Origin of the sequence: Staphylococcus simulans (assembly GCF_003043455.1) — a bacterium.
In the GTDB taxonomy this organism is placed as follows: Bacteria; Bacillota; Bacilli; order Staphylococcales; family Staphylococcaceae; genus Staphylococcus; species Staphylococcus simulans_A.
On the sequence record NZ_PZGG01000049.1, the window covers coordinates 1 to 18,809 of the forward strand.

The window sequence follows — 18,809 nt, forward strand, 5'->3', positions numbered from 1 at the left end:
ATTCAAAATAATCATTTTAAAAGTGTTTTTGATTTAAATGTTCCTATTTATATTTATAAGCTATATACAGGACACTATAACAATGTAAAGAGTGATATAAACATTGATGAAAAACTTGAAGAGATTTTTGAGTTGAATAATAGTGAGTTTTACCAATTTGTTATAAATAAGTTGACAGGGAGTACTACTAAATTTACTGAAAACCACACTATTACAACGAAATATTTGAACTTATCTAATATTGCATATAATCAAATATTCGAAGATAAATTTAGCGAACGTCTATCAGAATTGAATGATGAAAAAAGAGAAGAAATTGAAAATATAATGAAAAGTGAATAGGAAATTTAAACTCTCATCTTTTCTCTATTATTATTGATTAACCTTTTTCATTAGGGTAATTAAAATACAAAATAAGAAAGAGAAAGGAGCGTACACTATGGCGATACGTTGTATATATGCGACACCAGATCATGAAGTTATTGCGACGGATAAAGTTGAAGAAGTGCCAAAAGAAAGTGTGTTTACTTGGTATGACTGTATCCAGCCGACGAAAGAAGAAACGCATTTTCTCGCAACCGCATTTGAATTGAATATTCAAGAGATAACAGCTTCTATATATACGTTAAGACGTCCGAATCTCTATCATGATAATCAAAATGATGTTGAACATTTATTGATGCATGCGATAGATGGAAAGGACTTTGAAGCCGAACCACTAGGGATTACGATAGACGGTAATCATGTGATTACGGTTCATGAGGCTGAACTTCAAACGGTGACACAGTTATTTGATGCTGTTAAAACAAACAAAGTAAAACGAGATGCTGGATTAATCGCATTGAAGTTATTGAATGGGATTGTGGAGTCTTACTACCCTTATGTAAATACGATTGAAGATCAGGTGTTTTCGTTTCAATATGAAGAAGAGGATCGCAAGCAGCGACGTGCATTTATGAAACAAGTGTATGAAATACGGTCTGAGATTATTAAGTTGAAGCGGATATTACTGCCTATGGAACAAATGGTCAATGCGATTCAGACTTTAGACATTTATGACAGCAATCAAGATAAAGCACGTTTGTATCATCAAATCTATAATCATTTGAAACATCAAAATGCGACATTGCAGTCTTGTGAAGCATTGACGGATGATATTAAAGACAATAATCAGTCTTATCACTCAAGCCGTATTAATTCAGTAATTAATGTACTGACGATTATTTCATCTATCTTCTTCCCGTTATCCTTCTTGGCTGGTTGGTATGGCATGAATTTCACAAACATGCCAGAGCTGCATGGTCAGTACAACTACTTTATTTTTATCGCTTTTTCAATCGTTATCGTAGTGGTATTGTTGTTAATCTTTAAAAAGAAAAAGTGGTTCTAACTATAAAATGCCTTTGAAGACATCATATTGTCCTCAAAGGCATTTTAATATTGATAATAGTTTTAGTCTTTATTTGATAGCTTGATAAATGACGTCATCTACAATGATTTCCACATTATCGTGGTTGTGAAGGATAGACGCAGGTAAATCTTCAGTTGTTTCACCGTTGACAAGTCGTTGTATCGCATCGATTTTCTTATCTCCGAAGGCTAGTAAAATAATACGTTTTGCGCGCATGATAGAAGAAAGACCCATAGATAGTGCTTGTTTCGGTACATCTTCTGAGTGTTTGAAATGAACACTGTTCGCATGCATTGTAGAAGGTGTAAGGTCTACGACTCTTGTTTGGCTATCGAAAGGCGTACCAGGTTCGTTAAAACCGATATGACCATTTTCACCGATACCTAAAATTTGGATGTCCGGTTGGCCGACAGCTTTAAGCGCATCTTCGTAATGTTTTGCTTCTTGATCTAAGTCTTCAGCTACACCGCTCGGAATATAGATATTATCTTCATTCCATTGTTCATTTTGATTAAAGAAACGTTGATGCATGTATGCATAATAGCTATGCAGATCTTTTGGACCTGCACCGACGTATTCGTCTAAGTTGAACGTTCTGACACCACTGACATTGACGTGATTCGCGTTTAGTAAATCTGACAGCTGTGTATACAAATCTGTCATCGTCGAGCCTGTAGCTAGTCCTAAGACAGCATCAGGGCGTGCTTTGATTTGTTTCAAGAATTCGATTGCGACATATTGACTGGCAAGTTGTTTATTTCTTAAGTTGTAGAGTTGCATTTCTAATCCTCCAAGTAGTATGACTATTCTTTTACGGCGTTAATAAAACGTTCTGTAATTTGTTTCGGACGTGTAATCGCACCGCCGACAACCGTACAGTGTACACCTAAATCACTGACTGCTTTATACATTTCTGGTGTAATCACATTACCTTCAGCGATGACTTTCGCATTCACTTTATCTAAGACTTCTCTTAAGAATGCGAAGTTATTTTCATATAGGATATGACCTTGTGTGTAGTCTGTATATCCGCGTAATGTTGTACCTACGTAATCAAAGCCAAGCTCATCCGCATGTTCTGCTTCCTCAATTGTTGAGATATCAGCCATGATTTCAACGTTTGGTGCTTTTTCACGAATATAAGCGACAAGTTCTTCCAACGTTTCTTTCGGACGTTCTTGTTTTGTCGCATCTAACGCGATGACTTCACATTTACTTTCAATCAGTTCATCGACTTCTTTAGAAGTCGCAGTAATATATACTTTTGAACCTGGATAATCTCTTTTAACGATACCGATAACAGGTAACGGTACTTCTTCTTTAATTGCGATGATATCTTCTTTACTGTTTGCGCGAATACCGACTGCACCGGCTTGGTACGCAGCTAGTGCCATTTTCGACATAATAAATGATGAATGTAACGGTTCATCAGGCAAAGCCTGACAAGAAACGATTAAACCTTGTGGTAACATAAGCACACACTCCAAAATAATGTAAATTTGTAAATATAGTAGTTCAAAGGTTGTCGGTTAATTTACTCATATCATAACATGATGAAATTTTTATTCAATTCTTTACTATCATTTGAAAAAGATTTTCATATATAATAGAGTAAATGTAATACCTTAAGGGGAGTGAAGAGGCATGAAGTTTGAAAATCGTGTTCAACGTAGCCGCCATTTACTTACTAAAATGGATAAGAAGATTATTGAGTTTATCCGGACCAATGAATTAGATGATCGTTTCTCAACGATTAATTCTTTAGCACATGCGATAGGTACTTCACCGGCTACCATCACTAGATTCAGTAATAAATTGGAATACCATAATTTCCAAGATATGAAATTCAATTTACAACATGAAAAATCAGAGAAAGTTGTGGAGAATGCACCTTTAGTTCAATTGATACATCGTTATCATCAAAATATTATTCAACAAACGGGAGAGTTTATCTCAGAAGAGAAAATCAAACGATTTGCGCATTACTTAAAGACCAGTCGACAAGTCAGCTATGCAGGACTCGGCAGTTCTGGTTTAACTGCGAGTGAGTTTTATTACCGCACGATGCGTATGGGCATTCGAGGTAATGTTTCAACAGATGCGCATCAAATGAAAATCTCAGCTTCATTGTTATCTTCACAAGATATGTTTGTCGGTATTTCTAATAGTGGTGAAACACAAGAACTCGCTGATGCGGCTAAAATCGCACATGAACAAGGTGCCTTTGTGGCTGTGGTCACAAATTATAAAGGCAGTCTGATTACGAAACATGCAGATTTAGTTTTAATCACTTCTGCGAAGTCGAATGTCAATGATGCACGTTTTATTAACACACAAACTGCGACGACATTCTTGATGGATATTATCTGTTACTTATTATTAAACAATGACTATATGAACCAGCTTTACCAACGTACACGTCGTACAATATTAGAGAAAGACGAAGATAAGTAAGGCTAACGGTTGTCTGCAGTAAGACATACGGAACACTAAATAAACCGCGTACTATCAAGGGTTTTGAGACCTCTAGAGATAGTGCGCGGTTTTTCTTTAACCTTCGGTAATTGCGCCGAATAACGCTGCGTGATTTTCAGTTTTCGTTGTTTGGATAGGTGCGTGACCATAGTTTGGCGGCAAGAATTGATTGATTTTAGGTTCAATATATCGGATAAGATTTTCACCTTGAGATGAAATACCGCCGCCGATTAAAATCAAACCTGGATCATAAATGATTTGAATTTGCGCAATACCTTCTGCGACATAAGTGGCCCATTCCTCCAAGATAGCTTGTGCATGTTTGTCATTTGATTGTGCGAGTTCAAATAACTTCGGCACATCTGTACCATATTCAAAATTTCGTTCCTGCATCAAAGCTTTGAGTGCTGACGTTGAAGCACGTTGTTCAAATGTTTTCTGATCAGTGTCACGATATAATAAATAGCCGATTTCATTCGCGCGATGACGTGCACCGCCATAAACACCTAGTTGTTGATTATAAAATGCCCCGCCGATGCCTGTACCTAAAGTTAAGCAGAAAATATTATCTTCTTCGTAATCATTCAGTGCTAACTCTCCAAGTAGGGCTGAATCCACATCGTTGTGTACGGTCATAGTAGATGCAAGATCTTTAAGTGAACGACGGAAGTTCGTACCGTCGAAATTTTTAATAGTTGGACCAGTATAAACAATTTCTCCTAATTCTGAATCCACAACACCTGCGCTGGAAATGCCGATATGGGGTTTATCCAAGTTATGTTTTGTGATGAGTTCGTGTGCTAACTGATAGACTTCATCGATAATCAGTGTCGTCACGTTATCAGGTGTTGAGATTTTCTTATAATCTGTAATTTCTTGTTTTTCATTGATGAGGGCTGCTTTGATGTTTGTGCCTCCGATATCTATTGCGATCTGGTTCATAAGATGATTCCTCCTCTGCTTCCACTTCATTATATATAGAGCATACTTCAACTAGGAAGTGTAAATCCAATTTTGAAAATTATTTTCATTATTTTGTCCATATTTTGTTACAATCTTTCAAAACCAGTTGTGTAGGGATATGATAGCGTTTACAATTGGAAGTGTAAATATAGTATAAACAAGGGACATTGTTGGATGTTTAGGATAGCCATTGTGCTATTAATACTTAACTTGGAGGATGTTAGATATGGAAGAAAAATTAAAAGGCTTATATGCTGCGTTACTTGTTCCATTTGATGAACAAGGACAAGTGAAAGAAGAAGGCCTCAAACAAATTGCGAGAAATGCGATTGAACATGAAAAATTAGACGGTTTATATGTTAATGGCAGCTCTGGTGAAAACTTCTTAATCAACACAGAACAGAAAAAACAAATCTTCAGACTTGCGAAGGAAGCAGTCGGCGATGATGTGAAATTAATCGCACAAGTAGGCTCATTAGATTTAAATGAAGCGATTGAATTAGGTAAATACGCGACTGAACTTGGTTATGATGCCATTTCAGCAGTAACACCTTTCTACTATCCTTTCTCATTCGAAGAGATTAAACAATATTACTTCGATTTAATCGAAGCAACTCAAAATAATATGATTATTTATGCGATTCCTGATTTAACAGGTGTCAACATCAGTATCGAACAATTCGGTGAGTTGTTCAATCACGAGAAAATTGTAGGTGTGAAATACACTGCACCAAACTTCTTCTTATTAGAACGTATCAGAAAAGCATATCCAGACAAACTGATTTTATCAGGCTTTGATGAAATGTTAGTTCAAGCTGCGATTTCAGGCGTGGATGGTGCCATCGGTTCTACTTATAATGTGAACGGTGTGCGTGCACGTCAAATCTTCGATTTAGCTAAAGAAGGCAAAATTGATGAAGCTTACCAAATTCAACATGATACAAATGACATTATTGAAGGCGTTTTAAGCATGGGCTTATACCCAACCCTTAAAGAGATCTTAAAATCACGCGGTATCGACGGCGGTGTGCCGAAACGTCCATTTGCGCCTTTCAATGAATCAAACAGAGAAGCGTTAAATAATCTTATTGATAAATACAACTTGTAATACCGACATAATACGTTAAGGGGTGTTGTTTATGCAACAAGTGGGTTTTGGCACATGGAACTGGGTAGCAGTCATTACCTATCTAGTAGTCATGTTAATAATTGGAGCGTACTTTACTAAGCGCGCAGGTCAAAGCACAGATAGTTTCTTTACAGCCAGTGGACGCCTTCCTTCGTGGGCCATCGGTTTCTCAATCTATGCAACGACATTAAGTGCGATTACATTTATGTCTACACCAGAAAAAGCATTTTTAACTGACTGGTCGTATATCGCAGGGAACATCGCGATTGTCGCAATTATCCCAGCTTTAATCGCATTCTACGTACCGTTCTTCAAGAAGCTTCGCGTAACGTCAGCTTACGAATATCTTGAAGCACGTTTCGGACCAAGTGTCCGTGTTCTCGGTTCATTACTTTTCGTAGTGTTCCACTTAGGTCGTATCGCAATCGTAATTTACTTACCAACACTTGCGATTACAGCCGTTACAGATATTAATCCTTATTTAGTCGCAAGTTTAGTAGGGATTTTATGTATTCTTTATACTTTCCTCGGCGGTTTCGAAGGGGTGGTATGGAGTGACTTTATCCAAGGTGTAATCCTTTTAGGCGGTGCCCTCATGATTATCGTGATTGGTGCGATGGAAATCAAAGGCGGTTTCGGCACAATCCTTCATGATGCATTAGCTGAGAAAAAGTTATTGAGTGTCGATAACTGGAAGTTGAATACAACAGCGGCAGCCTTGCCGATCATCTTCTTAGGAAACATCTTTAACAACTTACATCAATATACAGCCAGTCAAGATGTAGTACAACGTTACCAAGCATCAGACTCTATTGATGAAACGAAAAAATCATTATGGATTAACGGTATCTTAGCGTTAATCTCAGCGCCGATTTTCTATGGTATGGGTACAATGATGTATTCATTCTATGAGCACGAAGCAGCGTTACCACAAGATTTCAACACGTCTTCAGTGGTACCATTCTTTATCTTGACTCAAATGCCGCCATTTGTAGGGGGATTATTAATCGCAGCGATCTTTGCGGCAGCGCAATCAACGATTTCTTCAAGTTTGAACTCGATTTCTGCGTGTATTTCTGAAGATATTAAAGATCGTTTCTTCAGTAAAGGTACAGATAAAGGCAACGTTCGCTTTGCACGTTGGACAATCATCATCGCAGGTTTATTAAGCTATGGTATTGCGATTTACTTAATCGCAGCGGATTCTAACAACTTATGGGATTTATTCTTATTAGTTACTGGATTATTCGGTGTACCTTTAGCAGGTATCTTTGCGGTTGGTATTTTCACAAAACGTGCGAATACATTCGGTGTCTTAGTCGGATTATTCACAGGGGTTATTGTCGCTTACCTATTAAAAGGTATCGGTGGCGCGAACTCACCATTCTATGTATCAATTATTTCATTCTTCATCGCATTCTTATTCGGATACATTGTGAGTCTGTTCGTACCTGCTAAATATACGAAAGACATTACAGGTTTAACAATTTACGATAAAGATAAACCATCTACGTATATTTCTAAAACAAGACAATAAGCTGAAACAATCAGATAGATAAACAAACAACCTTATATAAACATAAAAAAGTGATGAGTACGCAATGTATGCATCACTTTCTTTTATTATAACTTAAACTTGAAAGATATTATTAAAGGCTTCAGCCATTGTAGGATGTGTATAGATATTGTTGGCTAATACTTCTGCCGGGATTTGTTGATCAATTGCTAGTTTAACAAGGTTGATAATTTCTTCAGAATTACGACAATACAATGTTGCACCGAGTACTAAGCCTGATTTTGCATCTATCACTGCTTTTAACATACCGCGTGGATCATTATTTACTTTATGCCGTGGAATGTTTTTAACCGCAAGTTTTGTTTCATGGACTTCATAGCCTGCAGCTTCTGCTTCATCTTTGGTCATGCCGACACGAGAGAATGGTGGGTTAATGAACATAGAATATGGTACCACGCCGCGATTTTCTGTCGTACGTTTACCTTCACCAAAGATACTATCTTTAATAATTCTGAAGTCATCGAGTGAAATGTATGTGAATTGTAAGCCGCCAGTAACATCACCTGCTGCATAAATATTAGGTACAGCTGTTTGTAGGTGTTCGTTAACTATCACTTCACCATGTTTGCCGACTTCGATATCTGTTTGGTCTAAACCAAGGTCTGAGGTATTTGGATGACGGCCTGTCGCAAGTAACACAGCATCTGCTTCGAATTCACCTTGTGAAGTATGCACAATTGTACTGCGTGCTTGATCTTCAAAGCGTTGTGTTTCAACATTGTAAACAATGTTTACACCGTCTTGAATTAAATCTTCTTCAATAAGTTCAACAATTTCACGGTCTTCTTTTGGTAATAACGTATCGTGATGTACAAACATTGTCACTTTAACACCGAAACGTGCGAAAAGTGATGCGAATTCTAATGCGATATAACCTGCACCGACAATCACTAAGTGTTCAGGTTTGAATGGTAAGTCCATAATACCTGCAGAATCATAAAGATGTTTTGAATCTTCAATACCTGCTATGTTTGGGATAACGGGTGTAGAGCCTGTATTGATTAAAATGTCTTCAGCAGTTAAGACATCTAATTCTTGGCCTGCTTCATCTAATAATACGATTTCTTTATTAGATTTAAATTGTGCTGTGGCATTAATCACATCAATCCCTGGTGTATCTGCCAACATATGATAGTTTTTGTTATTTAATGCGTTCACGACTTCGCGTTTACGATCAAATGCACTCGCAAAAGAGCTACCTTCTAAACTGTCGTGTATTAATGTTTTAGACGGAATACAACCGACGTTGATACATGTACCGCCATACATTTTCTGGTCTTTCTCTACCATTGCGACTTTCTTGCCTTCATTTGCCGCAAACTTAGCTAAAGTTTTACCTGCTTTACCAAATCCAATAATCACTAAATCATAATGTGTCATGAAATCTTCCTCCAAATTCTTAAATTGCTGTTAATGTTTCACGTAAAACTTCTTCAATAGTGAAACCACGATAATACTGCATCAGCAGTTCGTGTTCCATCGCATGATGTTTAGCCATAGTATTCCCGATTTTTCGAGAAATCTCACAATGACTGGCAGAATTTCCTGTAAAAAGACGACCTTGTGTGCGTTCAGCAGTAAATAATTGAAACAAATCTGCTAAATCCGCTTTGGCTGTTTTATCATTTGCCTGATAGCCGCCGTACTTACCACGAACAGTATCGATATAGCCTTGTTCCACTAACTTTCCTGTCACACGCCGTAATTGTACTGGGTTAATACAAACTAACTCAGACAAAGCTTTGCTTGAGAATCGTTCATCTGCATGCTTGGTTAAGAAAGTCAGCACATGCACCGCAATATTAAATTCTAAGTTCACTGTGTTCACCTTCTTATTGTAACTATTATAATTACATTTAACACTATTTCGAGAGAAAAATAAACAGTTTTGCTCATAATGGTTTATTGATGGGGTAAGACAGGTAATTATTCATAATAATAAAGTGAGTTATTTGATAAATAACATAGAAGATTGCGTAATGGACATTGATTGTCCACTTATAACTGTATATTGAACTGTAGGAGATGGTAAACATGGATAAATCAACAAGAGTATTGAATATCTTCACACGTTTGTTGAATGGGGAAACAGTTAGAAAATCAGATCTCTCTGATTTTGGGAATGTGAGTACGAAATCAATTCAAAGAGATATTAGAACGATTAATGATTTTTTCTATGAAAGTGAATATTGGAATAATAGAAATACTGAAATTGTACATAAAAAGGGCGGCTATGAATTAGTTACACATTCTAACAGTTTAAGTGGCCTAGCATTACTGGGATTGATGGTTAAAATCAAAAGCTTAACACCTATCTTGCATGTAGATGTGTATAACTTATTTAGAAGAGAAATACAGGGCATGCGTATTGAAGATAGAAAAGTTTTAAGTGAAATGTTGGATCATTTTAATAATCGAGATGAAACATTCCCAGGTGAAACGCTCATGCTAATCGAAAAAGCAATCAGTCAAAAATACTTAGTATGGATGAAAATGAATGGTCGAAATATTGAAGTGAAACCTTTATCTACAATGTATATGCATTATGACTACTGGTTTACGTATGAGTATGATAAAACAGTTTATACTGAACGTGTACGTCACATCAAAAATTTTAAAGTCTCTGACCATGTTTTTGATGAAGTGAAAAGTAAAGAACTCGTAACGGTCGAAATTGATGAGTCGAAAATGGCGTTGTTCCGCCAACAATATAAGATAGTCGAAGTATTAGACCGTACACAGGATGGAAAAATTATAGTGAAAGTTGCTTGTACGGAATTAGACGCATATTATATTGCCTATCAAATGGCACCTTTAGCACGTATTTTAGAACCTCAAAAATACATTGATAGTTTTATTGAGCGTATTAATCAAATCAAAAGTTGCTATGAGTAAACAAAAATAAAGGTAAGTAAACTGTAAACAAGAAAGTTTATATAGATGGAAATTTTAAATGAATTTATTAAAAAACAAAAAAGTTTGCGTTAATGGACAATAAATGACCACCTAGATGTGTATAGTAAGATATATTATGTTTTTATTAGGATTGATTGAAGTATACAGGAAGGTGGAAGATTAATGAATTTACAAGAGAAAAGTTTCATTGAATCACAAGTCGCAAACAAAGCGAAACAACCTATGATTGCTTATGTATTATGGTTCTTCTTTGGAAGCTTGGGAGGACACCGTTTTTATTTTGGTAAAACGGGATCAGCTATTGGAATGATTGCATTAACGTTATTAACAGCTTGGTTTACATTTGGTATTCCAACGCTGATTTGGGTGATAGTGGATGCATTCTTAATACCAGGTTGGGTTGAAGCGGACAGAACAAGAGTCAGAAGAGAAGCAGAGAATGAAGTACAATTAATGCAAGGTAGCCATTCATAATTTATATGACAGCTACATAAAAAGAATGAAAATAGAGTCAATAGACGAATACCCCCTTACACATGATAAAGTGAGGGGGTATTTCTATGTAAGTATGCTTGAAGAAAGATTTCATACTTGAATAACTAAATCGTGCTTTTAGTGCGGTGCAACCTCTCTTCAATGACGTCAATGCGCATTTCGATAATATCTTTTTCTGCTTTAAGTACTTTAAGGTGTGCTTCTAAAACATCTGAAATTTGGGCTTTGTTTTCGTTAAGTTGTTCAATGTGATACTTAATTCTCTTGAGCGGCATATTGAGCAGGCTTAAGCATTGAATTAAGCTGATGATTTCTATGTCTGTTTCAGAATATATACGTTGATTATTTGCATTTCGTTCAATGTTCATCAATAAACCATGCTTTTCATAATAACGTAATTTACTCTTAGAGATATGTTTCATCTCAGAGACTTCTTGAATAGAATACTTTTTCAAACAAATCACTTCCCTTAAACCATAGTTTAACCTGTAGTCTATTGTATAGAAAATATATATGAGGTGAAAGTATGGAGAATTTTGCTGATATTCTAAATGGCAGAAAATCTGTAAAAGGATTTGATCCGGAGTTTAAAATCCCAAAAGAAGAAATGAATGAGATGTTGGAAAAAGCTGCGACAGCACCTTCTTCCGTTAATATGCAGCCATGGAGGGTTGCTGTGGTTGAAAGTGATGAAGCTAAAGCAAAATTAAGACCACTTGTTCAATTCAATACGAATCAAAACGACACATCCTCTGCGATGCTCGTTATCTTTGGTGACTTGCAATGCTATGAGAATGCAGAATATATCTATGATAGTGCAGTTGAAAAAGGTATGATGCCACAAGAAGTGAGAGATCAAATCTTACCACTCGCAAAGAATGGCTATAAAAGTTTAACACGTGAACAAATGAGTGACATTGTAAAAATTGATAGCAGTTTAATGGCTATGCAATTAATGTTAATCGCGAAACAACATGGTTATGATACGAATCCGATTGGTGGATTTGAAGCGGACAAAATTGGTGAAGTCTTAGGCTATCCATTAGAACGTTATGTACCCGTTATGATTATCGCAATCGGTAAACAAGCTAAAGCACCACGTGATTCATTCAGAATGCCAACTGAAAAATTTGTTGAGTTTCAATAATAAGAAGGAGCTGTCAGTGTAAATACTGGCAGTTTTTTTATTATGTATTATCTATATAAAAGGAAGCGGATCGAGTATTGGCTAGTTATTTAAAGATGTACCAAAAAAGACTCTTGCACTTTATAAAATTCTTTGATTTTGCAGAAAAACTTGGTTAAAATAAAGTGATTTGATAATATTGCTCAAAAACTATGAGCATATACTCTACATATTTTTGAAACTGATGATGAGGATGAAGGGTCTTCTGATTAAGAAAAGGTGAAAAAATGTTTATAGGTAAAAACTTAGAAAATATTAGATTGCTAAAGGGGCTTAGCAGAAAAAATTTAGCTGAAAGTATTCAAATTAGTGAACAGGCAGTTTGGCAATATGAAGTTAAAAATATGATGCCTGAAATCAATAAAATTTATGATCTATCTAGAGAATTTAATGTTAAAACCTCATATTTTTTAACTGAACCAAAAGAAGAATTTCATAAAGAAAGTGTAGATAAACATGCAATTGCATTTAAAGCAAGTAATCAGTATGTGTCAACTAAACATTTAAACAAACAATTTTATCAAGCGATTTATCTTACAAACCTTACAGATTATCTATTTTCATTCATTAAGTCGCCTTATATGTATATTATAGATGTGGTAGATGAGGTAGAGAAAATTACTAAACAAGATGTTAATAACAGAGTGATAATTAAACGTGTTGCTCAAAAGGCTCGAGAATTACTTTTAAAAGATAAATATAATCAGGAATTGCTTTTTACTTTAGAAAAAGCAGGGGTTATTATATATGAGAAAAGTATAGATAAAGATGCAGATGCCTTTAGTTTTTGGTCGGAAGCAGGCGTTCCTTATATTATTTTGGGTAGTAATAAAGGTGTTGCAGTAAGAAGAAATTTTGATATTGCTCATGAATTGGGACACTTACTCTTGCATAAGCATATTCAATTTGACTTATTAACGCACGAAGAACATAAAGAAATAGAAAATGAGGCTAATATTTTTGCTTCAGAATTTTTATTGCCAGAACAAGATTTTAAAGAAGATTTTGGAAAGTTATCCAAAAAATCTAATCCAGATTACTTTAAAGTATTAAAAGAAAAATGGTATGTATCTATTCAAGCAATGGGAATGCGTGCCTATTATTTAGATTTAATTACGAGTTCGCAATATCGTTATTTTTGGAGTTCAATTTATAAGAAGAATTACAAAGTGATGGAACCTTTAGACGATGAAATTAAACTTACGCATCCAGTGAAAATGAATAGTTTGTTAGATTTGCTATTTAAAAAGAAAGTTATTACACCACAAAAGTTGTTGGATAATTTACAAGTAGAACCAGAATTTTTAAAAGAGATTGCTAATATCGATTACAAATTATTTGATAAATATATAGAGAAAGAAAGAGAAGAACAAAAAGAAAGCTTGATGAATGACTTCATAGATATATCCAATTATCGCTCTAAATAAGAAGGAGCTGTCAGTGTAAATACTGGCAGTTTTTTATTATGTATTATCTATATAAAAGGAAGCGGATCAACCTTTGGTCGATCCCTTGCTTCCCATCATGTTATGTTTGTAAGACATGATGAACAGTTGCAACGGAGACATCTTTTGAATAAAAATGCCTTTTATTGCCTCTGGGAGAGAAGGGCTTGATAACACCATCCTCTATCCACTCTTCGAGCAGACCTTGAGGATAGCCAGCCTCCACCAATTCGTCTTCGTCAGTAATAAGTTGATCCCAAGCGAAATTAATATCCTCAAGATCTACTGTACTTTCAGAAGTTTCAAATTGTTCCACTATATCACCCTTTCTTGATTAATCTAAGTATGGATAAATAGGGCTTAGCGGAAGAGGCCTGTTTGCACAATCTCTCCATTGTACTGATACCCACTTTTATTATATTTATTTCGAAAACAACCTTTTCATTTAAAGTTTCTCATGTAATTATATTGTTCTTGCTTTGAAAGTAAATGATTTATATTGTGGTATGGTATTTTGCTTTAGATTAAAGAAAATACTGTACGCACTAAGTAGTTTTAAAATAAGGTTTGACTAGTGTAGAAATTTCTTCAACTTTAGCCGCGTAATGCTCATCATGACTTGCAGCTGATTCAATGATGATACCTAAAATTGCACTTGTTAAGAACACTAAGATAGTTTGAACTGAGATGTTGTGCATTTGTAAGTATGCATTGTTTAGTTTAGGTTCTATCAATTCAGTAATGACGGAACCTACACGTGTAAGAAACAGATTAGAGAGTGGACTTTTATAGAGTTTTATAAAAACAACTTTATTTTCATGAATAAAGTTAAAACCATTCAGTATGCCTTGTTTGAAGTTTTCAGGCGTGCTTTCTGAAGCGGCCTGACGCATTGCTTGGGTATAGTCATTCATAATTTCATCTATTACTTCAAATTTATCCGAAAAATGGTTGTAGAATGTACGTCTGCCAATACTTGTTCGTTCACAAATCATCGTGACAGTGATTGTTTCAAAGGGATGTGTATCTAAGAGGTCTAATAAAGTAGATTTAATTTGTTCTATTGTATATTTTGTTCTTTTATCCATATTTATCCTCTTTCTGCACAAAATGTATATAAGTGTGCAGAACTTTCATATAAAGTTCTGCTTAAGAATTCATTCCTTTATCTATGATGTTTATAGTTGAGATTACAAGTTTTCATTATAACGTAATTTCAAAAGAAAAAGGGAGGAATTCATAATGAAGGCAGCCGTTTGGTATGGCGAAAAAGATATTAGAGTTGAAGAGAAACAATTAAAAGAAATGAACAGTGATGATGTCAAAGTGAAAGTAGCTTGGGCAGGTATTTGTGGCTCAGACTTGCATGCTTATTTACATCCTGACTCAGTGCCGATGGAACGAGGAACTGTGCTTGGACATGAATTTTCAGGTGTAGTAGAAGAAGTGGGTTCAAACGTCACAGACTTAAAAAAAGGCGACCGTGTTTGTATTTATCCGATGATGTTCAAAGATCAAGATACTGCATTATATGAACGCTTTGTTACTTTAGATGCTGTGGGTGCGCAGATTGATGGAGGATTTGCTGAATATACTATTATTCCACAGAACTCTGTCTTCAAAGTACCAGCAGATTTATCATTAGAACGTGCGGCATTAGTAGAACCAGCAGCTGTTGCGTATCAAGCTGTTAAAGATGCTGAAATTAAAGAAGATGATATTGTAACTGTTTACGGTGCTGGTCCAATCGGTCTATTTTCAATTGCAGCCGCAAAAGCACAAGGCGCAAAACAAGTAATCGCAATTGATATTGCTGAAGAACGTTTGAAAATTGCTGAAGAAATGGGTGCGGACACAACGATTGATTCCACAAAATCAAATCCTGTAGAGGCTATTAGAAAAATGTATCCCGAAGGTGCAGATGTCAGTGTAGAAGCAGCCGGTGTCGCAGATACATTTACACAATCTATTCAATCCACACGTGTCAGAGGTACAGTCATGATTGTAAGCTTCCATACGCAAAGTATAGAATTTAATGTACCGCAAAATCTATTGTTTACGGGTGTAAATATTATGGGGTCAGTTGGCTATGGTAATGACACTTACGATCAAGTTATGAACGAATTAGCTTCTGGTGAATTAGCATCAGAACCTATCATTACTAGCAAAATCACGCTAGATCGTATTAAAGAAGACGGCTTTGAAAAATTGATTCATGATAAATCTCAAGAGAAAATCTTAATCCAACTCAATGCGTTAGACTAAGTTTCTACTATATAAGAGTAAGTTCAAAGGAGGATGAGCATGTAATGCTTGTGCTCCTTTTTAATTAAGCTAGAATAATACATAAACGTTCAATAAAGAGGAAGGATTAAACAAATGAAAATAGGAGTCATTTCAGATTTACATATCGATCGCCCTTCTGATTATACTGAAGCACAATATACAGAACATTTAGCACAGCTTGTTAAAGAAGCACAATTAGATTTATTAGTGATTGCGGGAGATATTTCAAACGATCATCAACAATCGTATGTCTTTATTCAACAAATGGAAATGTTAACAGGAATAGATGTACGCTTTATTCCTGGTAATCATGATTATTGGTCCACAGATGATACATCTACACAAGTGATTCATGATTTCTTTATGAGTAAGCCTGAACAATTGATGGGCAATCCTTACATTATTAATGATGAATGGGCAATTGTTGGAAATAGTGGCTGGTATGACTATAGTTACGCAAATCCTAAATATAGCCTGGATTATTTAGAACGCAGACGCTTTAAAGGTGCAACGTGGCAAGATAAAGTTCATGTTGATTGGGGCATGCCAGATAGAGAAGTGTCTCGTAAAGCAGCGGAACTGGCAGAAGCGGATATGAAAAAGGTTCAAGATAGAAATATTATTCTGATTACACATGTTGTGACGGATCCTAGTTTTAAAGTGCCGATGCCGCATCGTATTTTCGATTACTTCAATGCATTTATCGGAACTTCTGACTTTATGCGTTTATATCAAGACTATCCTATACGTTATAGCTTGATGGGCCATGTTCATTTCAGAGGAAGTATCACAAAGGATAATATCCATTATAGTTGTGTTTCATTAGGTTACTTCAGAGAATGGCGCACGAAAGATATTGATAAAGAAATGCGTCACGCTTTAAAGGTGATAGAGATATAAAGGAGATTATTATTATGAGTGAACTATTAAGTTTCATATGGAACATTTTAAAAATCATTGTGTTTGGAACGTATTTTATTGTAGCGGTTGGTGCGATGCTGAAGTTGTATGTAAACATGATAGGTTTTTATACGAGGCATTTAAGTCGTGTATTTTCTGAAAGAGAAAATAATGATAGTACAAGATGGATAGTTTTAATTATTTCTATTACCTTAGCGTTTCTTTCCTTTATATTAATGACCTTTATTATTACGAAAGTTATAGGTAATGGCGTACTTTTCCTATTCTTTTTAGCTGGTTTGTATTATATATTTCGATATTATCAACAAAGTAAAGAGAATGATAAGACTATGTAGCTCGTGTATTGGAGAAGATGTGAGAAGCGGATTCGAAATTAAAAATGTAAGGCAAATCCAGAGATTATAAGGGTTTTGCGCACAAGAATCATTATTAAAATATCCGGAAATCAAGGGTTTCAAACATTTCAATACAGTAATAAAGTGATGACAAACGAGAAGGATAAAGTCCTTTTAACCCTGTCTTCACAGTACTTACAAGGTAGTAATATTTCAGTAACTATATTACATGCAAAATACATTTGTTTACAAAACAATTATACGCCTTTATTTAGTGTACTTCCCGTGTTACCTTTAGTCTTGTAATTTTGATTGAGAGAAAAACGAAAAACGTATTAACGAAACAATAAAATTTTTAAGGACGGGAGTTTACATGATGAATAAATTAGTAACAGCTACTATTGTAGGTTTGGGAGTTTCTTCAGTAGGATTTATCAGCCACCACGCTGACGCAGCTGAAAATAACCAAGTTGCACCGCAACAAACACAACAAGCGCAACAAACAGCAGATCAGACTAAAGGTTATTCATATGGATCATACTTCACGAAAGATACACAAGGTAATTACCACCACACATTGGATGGCAATTGGGACCAATCAATGTTTGATAATAAAGAATATCAATTCACTATCGTAGATGAAGCAGGGGCAACACACTATTTCTATTTCCCACAAAGTTTATTAAACCCTAGCTACCAATACGATGACAATAACTATTCAGCAAGTGCATCAAACTCAGATGTTCAAGCAAATGGTTATGACGTAAATGAAGCACCATCATCAGAAGATATCGCAAATAATCCAAACAAAGCTTCAGAAAACAATGCAACATATAACAACAATACATCAAACGCACAATACGAAAACACATATAACCAATCACAAGATAATACAACATATGCACCTGCACAAAACGCTACATCTGATGCAGGCGCAGCACAAAATGTTCAAGCTACACAAGCACCAGCACCACAAACATCACAAGCACAACAAAGCAACGGTTCAACTCAAGCTACACAAGCACCACAAGGTGGCGGTTCAACAGAAGGTTCTGACCAAGCAACTGCACCTACTAACCAAGCAGATGGTGCAACAGCACAAGATGCAGGTTGGTTAACTAAACATCCTAAGATCCAACCATATGGTCAATATCACGGTGGCGGCGCTCACTATGGTGTAGACTATGGTATGCCTGAAAACACACCAGTTTACTCATTAACAGACGGTACAGTAACACAAGCTGGCTGGAGTAACTATGGTGGCGGTAACCAAGTTACAATCCAAGAGAAAAACAGCAACAACTATCAATGGTATATGCACATGAACAGCTTAAATGTTCAACAAGGACAAGATGTTAGTGCTGGTGACCAAATCGGTCTATCAGGTAGCACTGGTAACTCAACTGCACCACACTTACACTTCCAACGCATGCAAGGTGGCGTAGGTAACCAATACAGTGTTAACCCAGACAGCTACATCAACAGCAGAGCATAATTATCAACCTATAGTTCGATATCATTAATCATATTTTACAACCTTTTCGGGGCTGGGACATAAATCCAGTCTCAAATAAAAGCCGAGGAGAATCTTTAATGATTTTCCTCGGCTTTTTATATAAAATACTCATATTATTTCAAAAAAATAAAGCCCTCACGTATAATTAGAGAATA

At 35.6% G+C, this 18,809-nt stretch carries 21 protein-coding genes; 13 read left to right on the forward strand and 8 right to left on the reverse strand.

Translation table 11 applies throughout. The features are described 5' to 3' along the window. Together BU038_RS12430 and BU038_RS09105 are read left to right on the forward strand one after the other, a co-directional pair. Positions 1–342: hypothetical protein (locus BU038_RS12430; RefSeq protein WP_158262795.1), on the forward strand; the 342-nt coding region annotated here is incomplete at its 5' end. A 97-nt stretch (positions 343–439) separates the two neighbouring features. Next, positions 440–1,390, forward strand: a complete 951-nt coding sequence (locus tag BU038_RS09105) for a CorA family divalent cation transporter (RefSeq protein ID WP_107605761.1) — start codon at positions 440–442, stop codon at positions 1,388–1,390. 69 nt (positions 1,391–1,459) lie between these two features. Here the strand turns inward: BU038_RS09105 and BU038_RS09110 are convergent, their stop codons facing one another. After that, positions 1,460–2,191, reverse strand: coding sequence for a glucosamine-6-phosphate deaminase (locus BU038_RS09110; RefSeq protein WP_107605762.1), 732 nt, complete (start codon positions 2,189–2,191; stop codon positions 1,460–1,462). 23 nt (positions 2,192–2,214) lie between these two features. Continuing rightward, positions 2,215–2,883, reverse strand: a complete 669-nt coding sequence (locus BU038_RS09115; protein WP_107605763.1) for an N-acetylmannosamine-6-phosphate 2-epimerase — start codon at positions 2,881–2,883, stop codon at positions 2,215–2,217. Between the two features lie 172 nt (positions 2,884–3,055). Here BU038_RS09115 and BU038_RS09120 point away from each other — a divergent pair, with 172 nt between their 5' ends. Next, a complete protein-coding gene (locus BU038_RS09120) occupies positions 3,056–3,865 on the forward strand; it encodes a MurR/RpiR family transcriptional regulator (protein ID WP_107605764.1) in 810 nt (269 codons plus the stop codon). Positions 3,866–3,961: 96 nt separating this feature from the next. On the opposite strand, the gene BU038_RS09125 is transcribed toward BU038_RS09120, so the two are convergent. Then, positions 3,962–4,828 carry an ROK family protein gene (locus BU038_RS09125; RefSeq protein WP_107605765.1) on the reverse strand — a complete coding sequence of 289 codons (867 nt, stop codon included), beginning with the start codon at positions 4,826–4,828 and terminating at the stop codon, positions 3,962–3,964. A 247-nt stretch (positions 4,829–5,075) separates the two neighbouring features. Here BU038_RS09125 and BU038_RS09130 point away from each other — a divergent pair, with 247 nt between their 5' ends. Both BU038_RS09130 and BU038_RS09135 read left to right on the forward strand, forming a co-directional pair. Beyond that, on the forward strand, positions 5,076–5,957 hold the full coding sequence (locus BU038_RS09130) for an N-acetylneuraminate lyase (protein WP_002480218.1): 882 nt from the start codon (positions 5,076–5,078) through the stop codon (positions 5,955–5,957). 31 nt (positions 5,958–5,988) lie between these two features. Then, positions 5,989–7,515 carry a sodium:solute symporter gene (locus BU038_RS09135; protein ID WP_107605766.1) on the forward strand — a complete coding sequence of 509 codons (1,527 nt, stop codon included), beginning with the start codon at positions 5,989–5,991 and terminating at the stop codon, positions 7,513–7,515. 93 nt (positions 7,516–7,608) lie between these two features. On the opposite strand, the gene merA is transcribed toward BU038_RS09135, so the two are convergent. Continuing rightward, positions 7,609–8,934, reverse strand: a complete 1,326-nt coding sequence (merA, locus tag BU038_RS09140) for a hypothiocyanous acid reductase MerA (protein ID WP_107605767.1) — start codon at positions 8,932–8,934, stop codon at positions 7,609–7,611. 19 nt (positions 8,935–8,953) lie between these two features. Then, positions 8,954–9,373, reverse strand: a complete 420-nt coding sequence (hypR, locus tag BU038_RS09145) for a redox-sensitive transcriptional regulator HypR (protein WP_107605768.1) — start codon at positions 9,371–9,373, stop codon at positions 8,954–8,956. Between the two features lie 215 nt (positions 9,374–9,588). On the opposite strand from hypR, the gene BU038_RS09150 reads away from it, so the two are divergent. Both BU038_RS09150 and BU038_RS09155 read left to right on the forward strand, forming a co-directional pair. Next, positions 9,589–10,449 carry a hypothetical protein gene (locus BU038_RS09150; RefSeq protein WP_107605769.1) on the forward strand — a complete coding sequence of 287 codons (861 nt, stop codon included), beginning with the start codon at positions 9,589–9,591 and terminating at the stop codon, positions 10,447–10,449. A 183-nt stretch (positions 10,450–10,632) separates the two neighbouring features. Further along, a complete protein-coding gene (locus BU038_RS09155; RefSeq protein WP_107605770.1) occupies positions 10,633–10,944 on the forward strand; it encodes a TM2 domain-containing protein in 312 nt (103 codons plus the stop codon). 125 nt (positions 10,945–11,069) lie between these two features. Here BU038_RS09155 and BU038_RS09160 read toward each other — a convergent pair whose 3' ends face one another. Beyond that, positions 11,070–11,420 carry a MerR family transcriptional regulator gene (locus BU038_RS09160; RefSeq protein WP_107605771.1) on the reverse strand — a complete coding sequence of 117 codons (351 nt, stop codon included), beginning with the start codon at positions 11,418–11,420 and terminating at the stop codon, positions 11,070–11,072. Positions 11,421–11,491: 71 nt separating this feature from the next. Here BU038_RS09160 and BU038_RS09165 point away from each other — a divergent pair, with 71 nt between their 5' ends. Both BU038_RS09165 and BU038_RS09170 read left to right on the forward strand, forming a co-directional pair. After that, on the forward strand, positions 11,492–12,112 hold the full coding sequence (locus tag BU038_RS09165; RefSeq protein ID WP_107605772.1) for a nitroreductase family protein: 621 nt from the start codon (positions 11,492–11,494) through the stop codon (positions 12,110–12,112). 266 nt (positions 12,113–12,378) lie between these two features. Then, entirely contained in the window at positions 12,379–13,578 is a 1,200-nt protein-coding gene (locus BU038_RS09170; protein WP_107605773.1) for a helix-turn-helix domain-containing protein, read from the forward strand. Positions 13,579–13,678: 100 nt separating this feature from the next. Here BU038_RS09170 and BU038_RS09175 read toward each other — a convergent pair whose 3' ends face one another. Further along, a complete protein-coding gene (locus BU038_RS09175) occupies positions 13,679–13,912 on the reverse strand; it encodes a hypothetical protein (RefSeq protein ID WP_107605774.1) in 234 nt (77 codons plus the stop codon). Between the two features lie 229 nt (positions 13,913–14,141). Continuing rightward, positions 14,142–14,684, reverse strand: a complete 543-nt coding sequence (locus tag BU038_RS09180; RefSeq protein WP_107605775.1) for a TetR/AcrR family transcriptional regulator — start codon at positions 14,682–14,684, stop codon at positions 14,142–14,144. A 154-nt stretch (positions 14,685–14,838) separates the two neighbouring features. On the opposite strand from BU038_RS09180, the gene BU038_RS09185 reads away from it, so the two are divergent. The 4 genes from BU038_RS09185 to BU038_RS09200 all read left to right on the forward strand — a co-directional run bounded on the left by BU038_RS09185 (position 14,839) and on the right by BU038_RS09200 (position 18,633). Beyond that, a complete protein-coding gene (locus BU038_RS09185) occupies positions 14,839–15,861 on the forward strand; it encodes a zinc-binding dehydrogenase (RefSeq protein ID WP_107605776.1) in 1,023 nt (340 codons plus the stop codon). Between the two features lie 114 nt (positions 15,862–15,975). Further along, the gene (locus BU038_RS09190) at positions 15,976–16,782 is read left to right on the forward strand and encodes a metallophosphoesterase (RefSeq protein WP_107605777.1); all 807 of its coding nucleotides are present in this window, start codon (positions 15,976–15,978) and stop codon (positions 16,780–16,782) included. Positions 16,783–16,796: 14 nt separating this feature from the next. Then, entirely contained in the window at positions 16,797–17,138 is a 342-nt protein-coding gene (locus BU038_RS09195; RefSeq protein ID WP_107605778.1) for a hypothetical protein, read from the forward strand. A gap of 373 nt (positions 17,139–17,511) precedes the next feature. Continuing rightward, a complete protein-coding gene (locus tag BU038_RS09200) occupies positions 17,512–18,633 on the forward strand; it encodes a M23 family metallopeptidase (RefSeq protein WP_428843597.1) in 1,122 nt (373 codons plus the stop codon). The last annotated feature ends 176 nt before the right edge of the window (positions 18,634–18,809 follow it).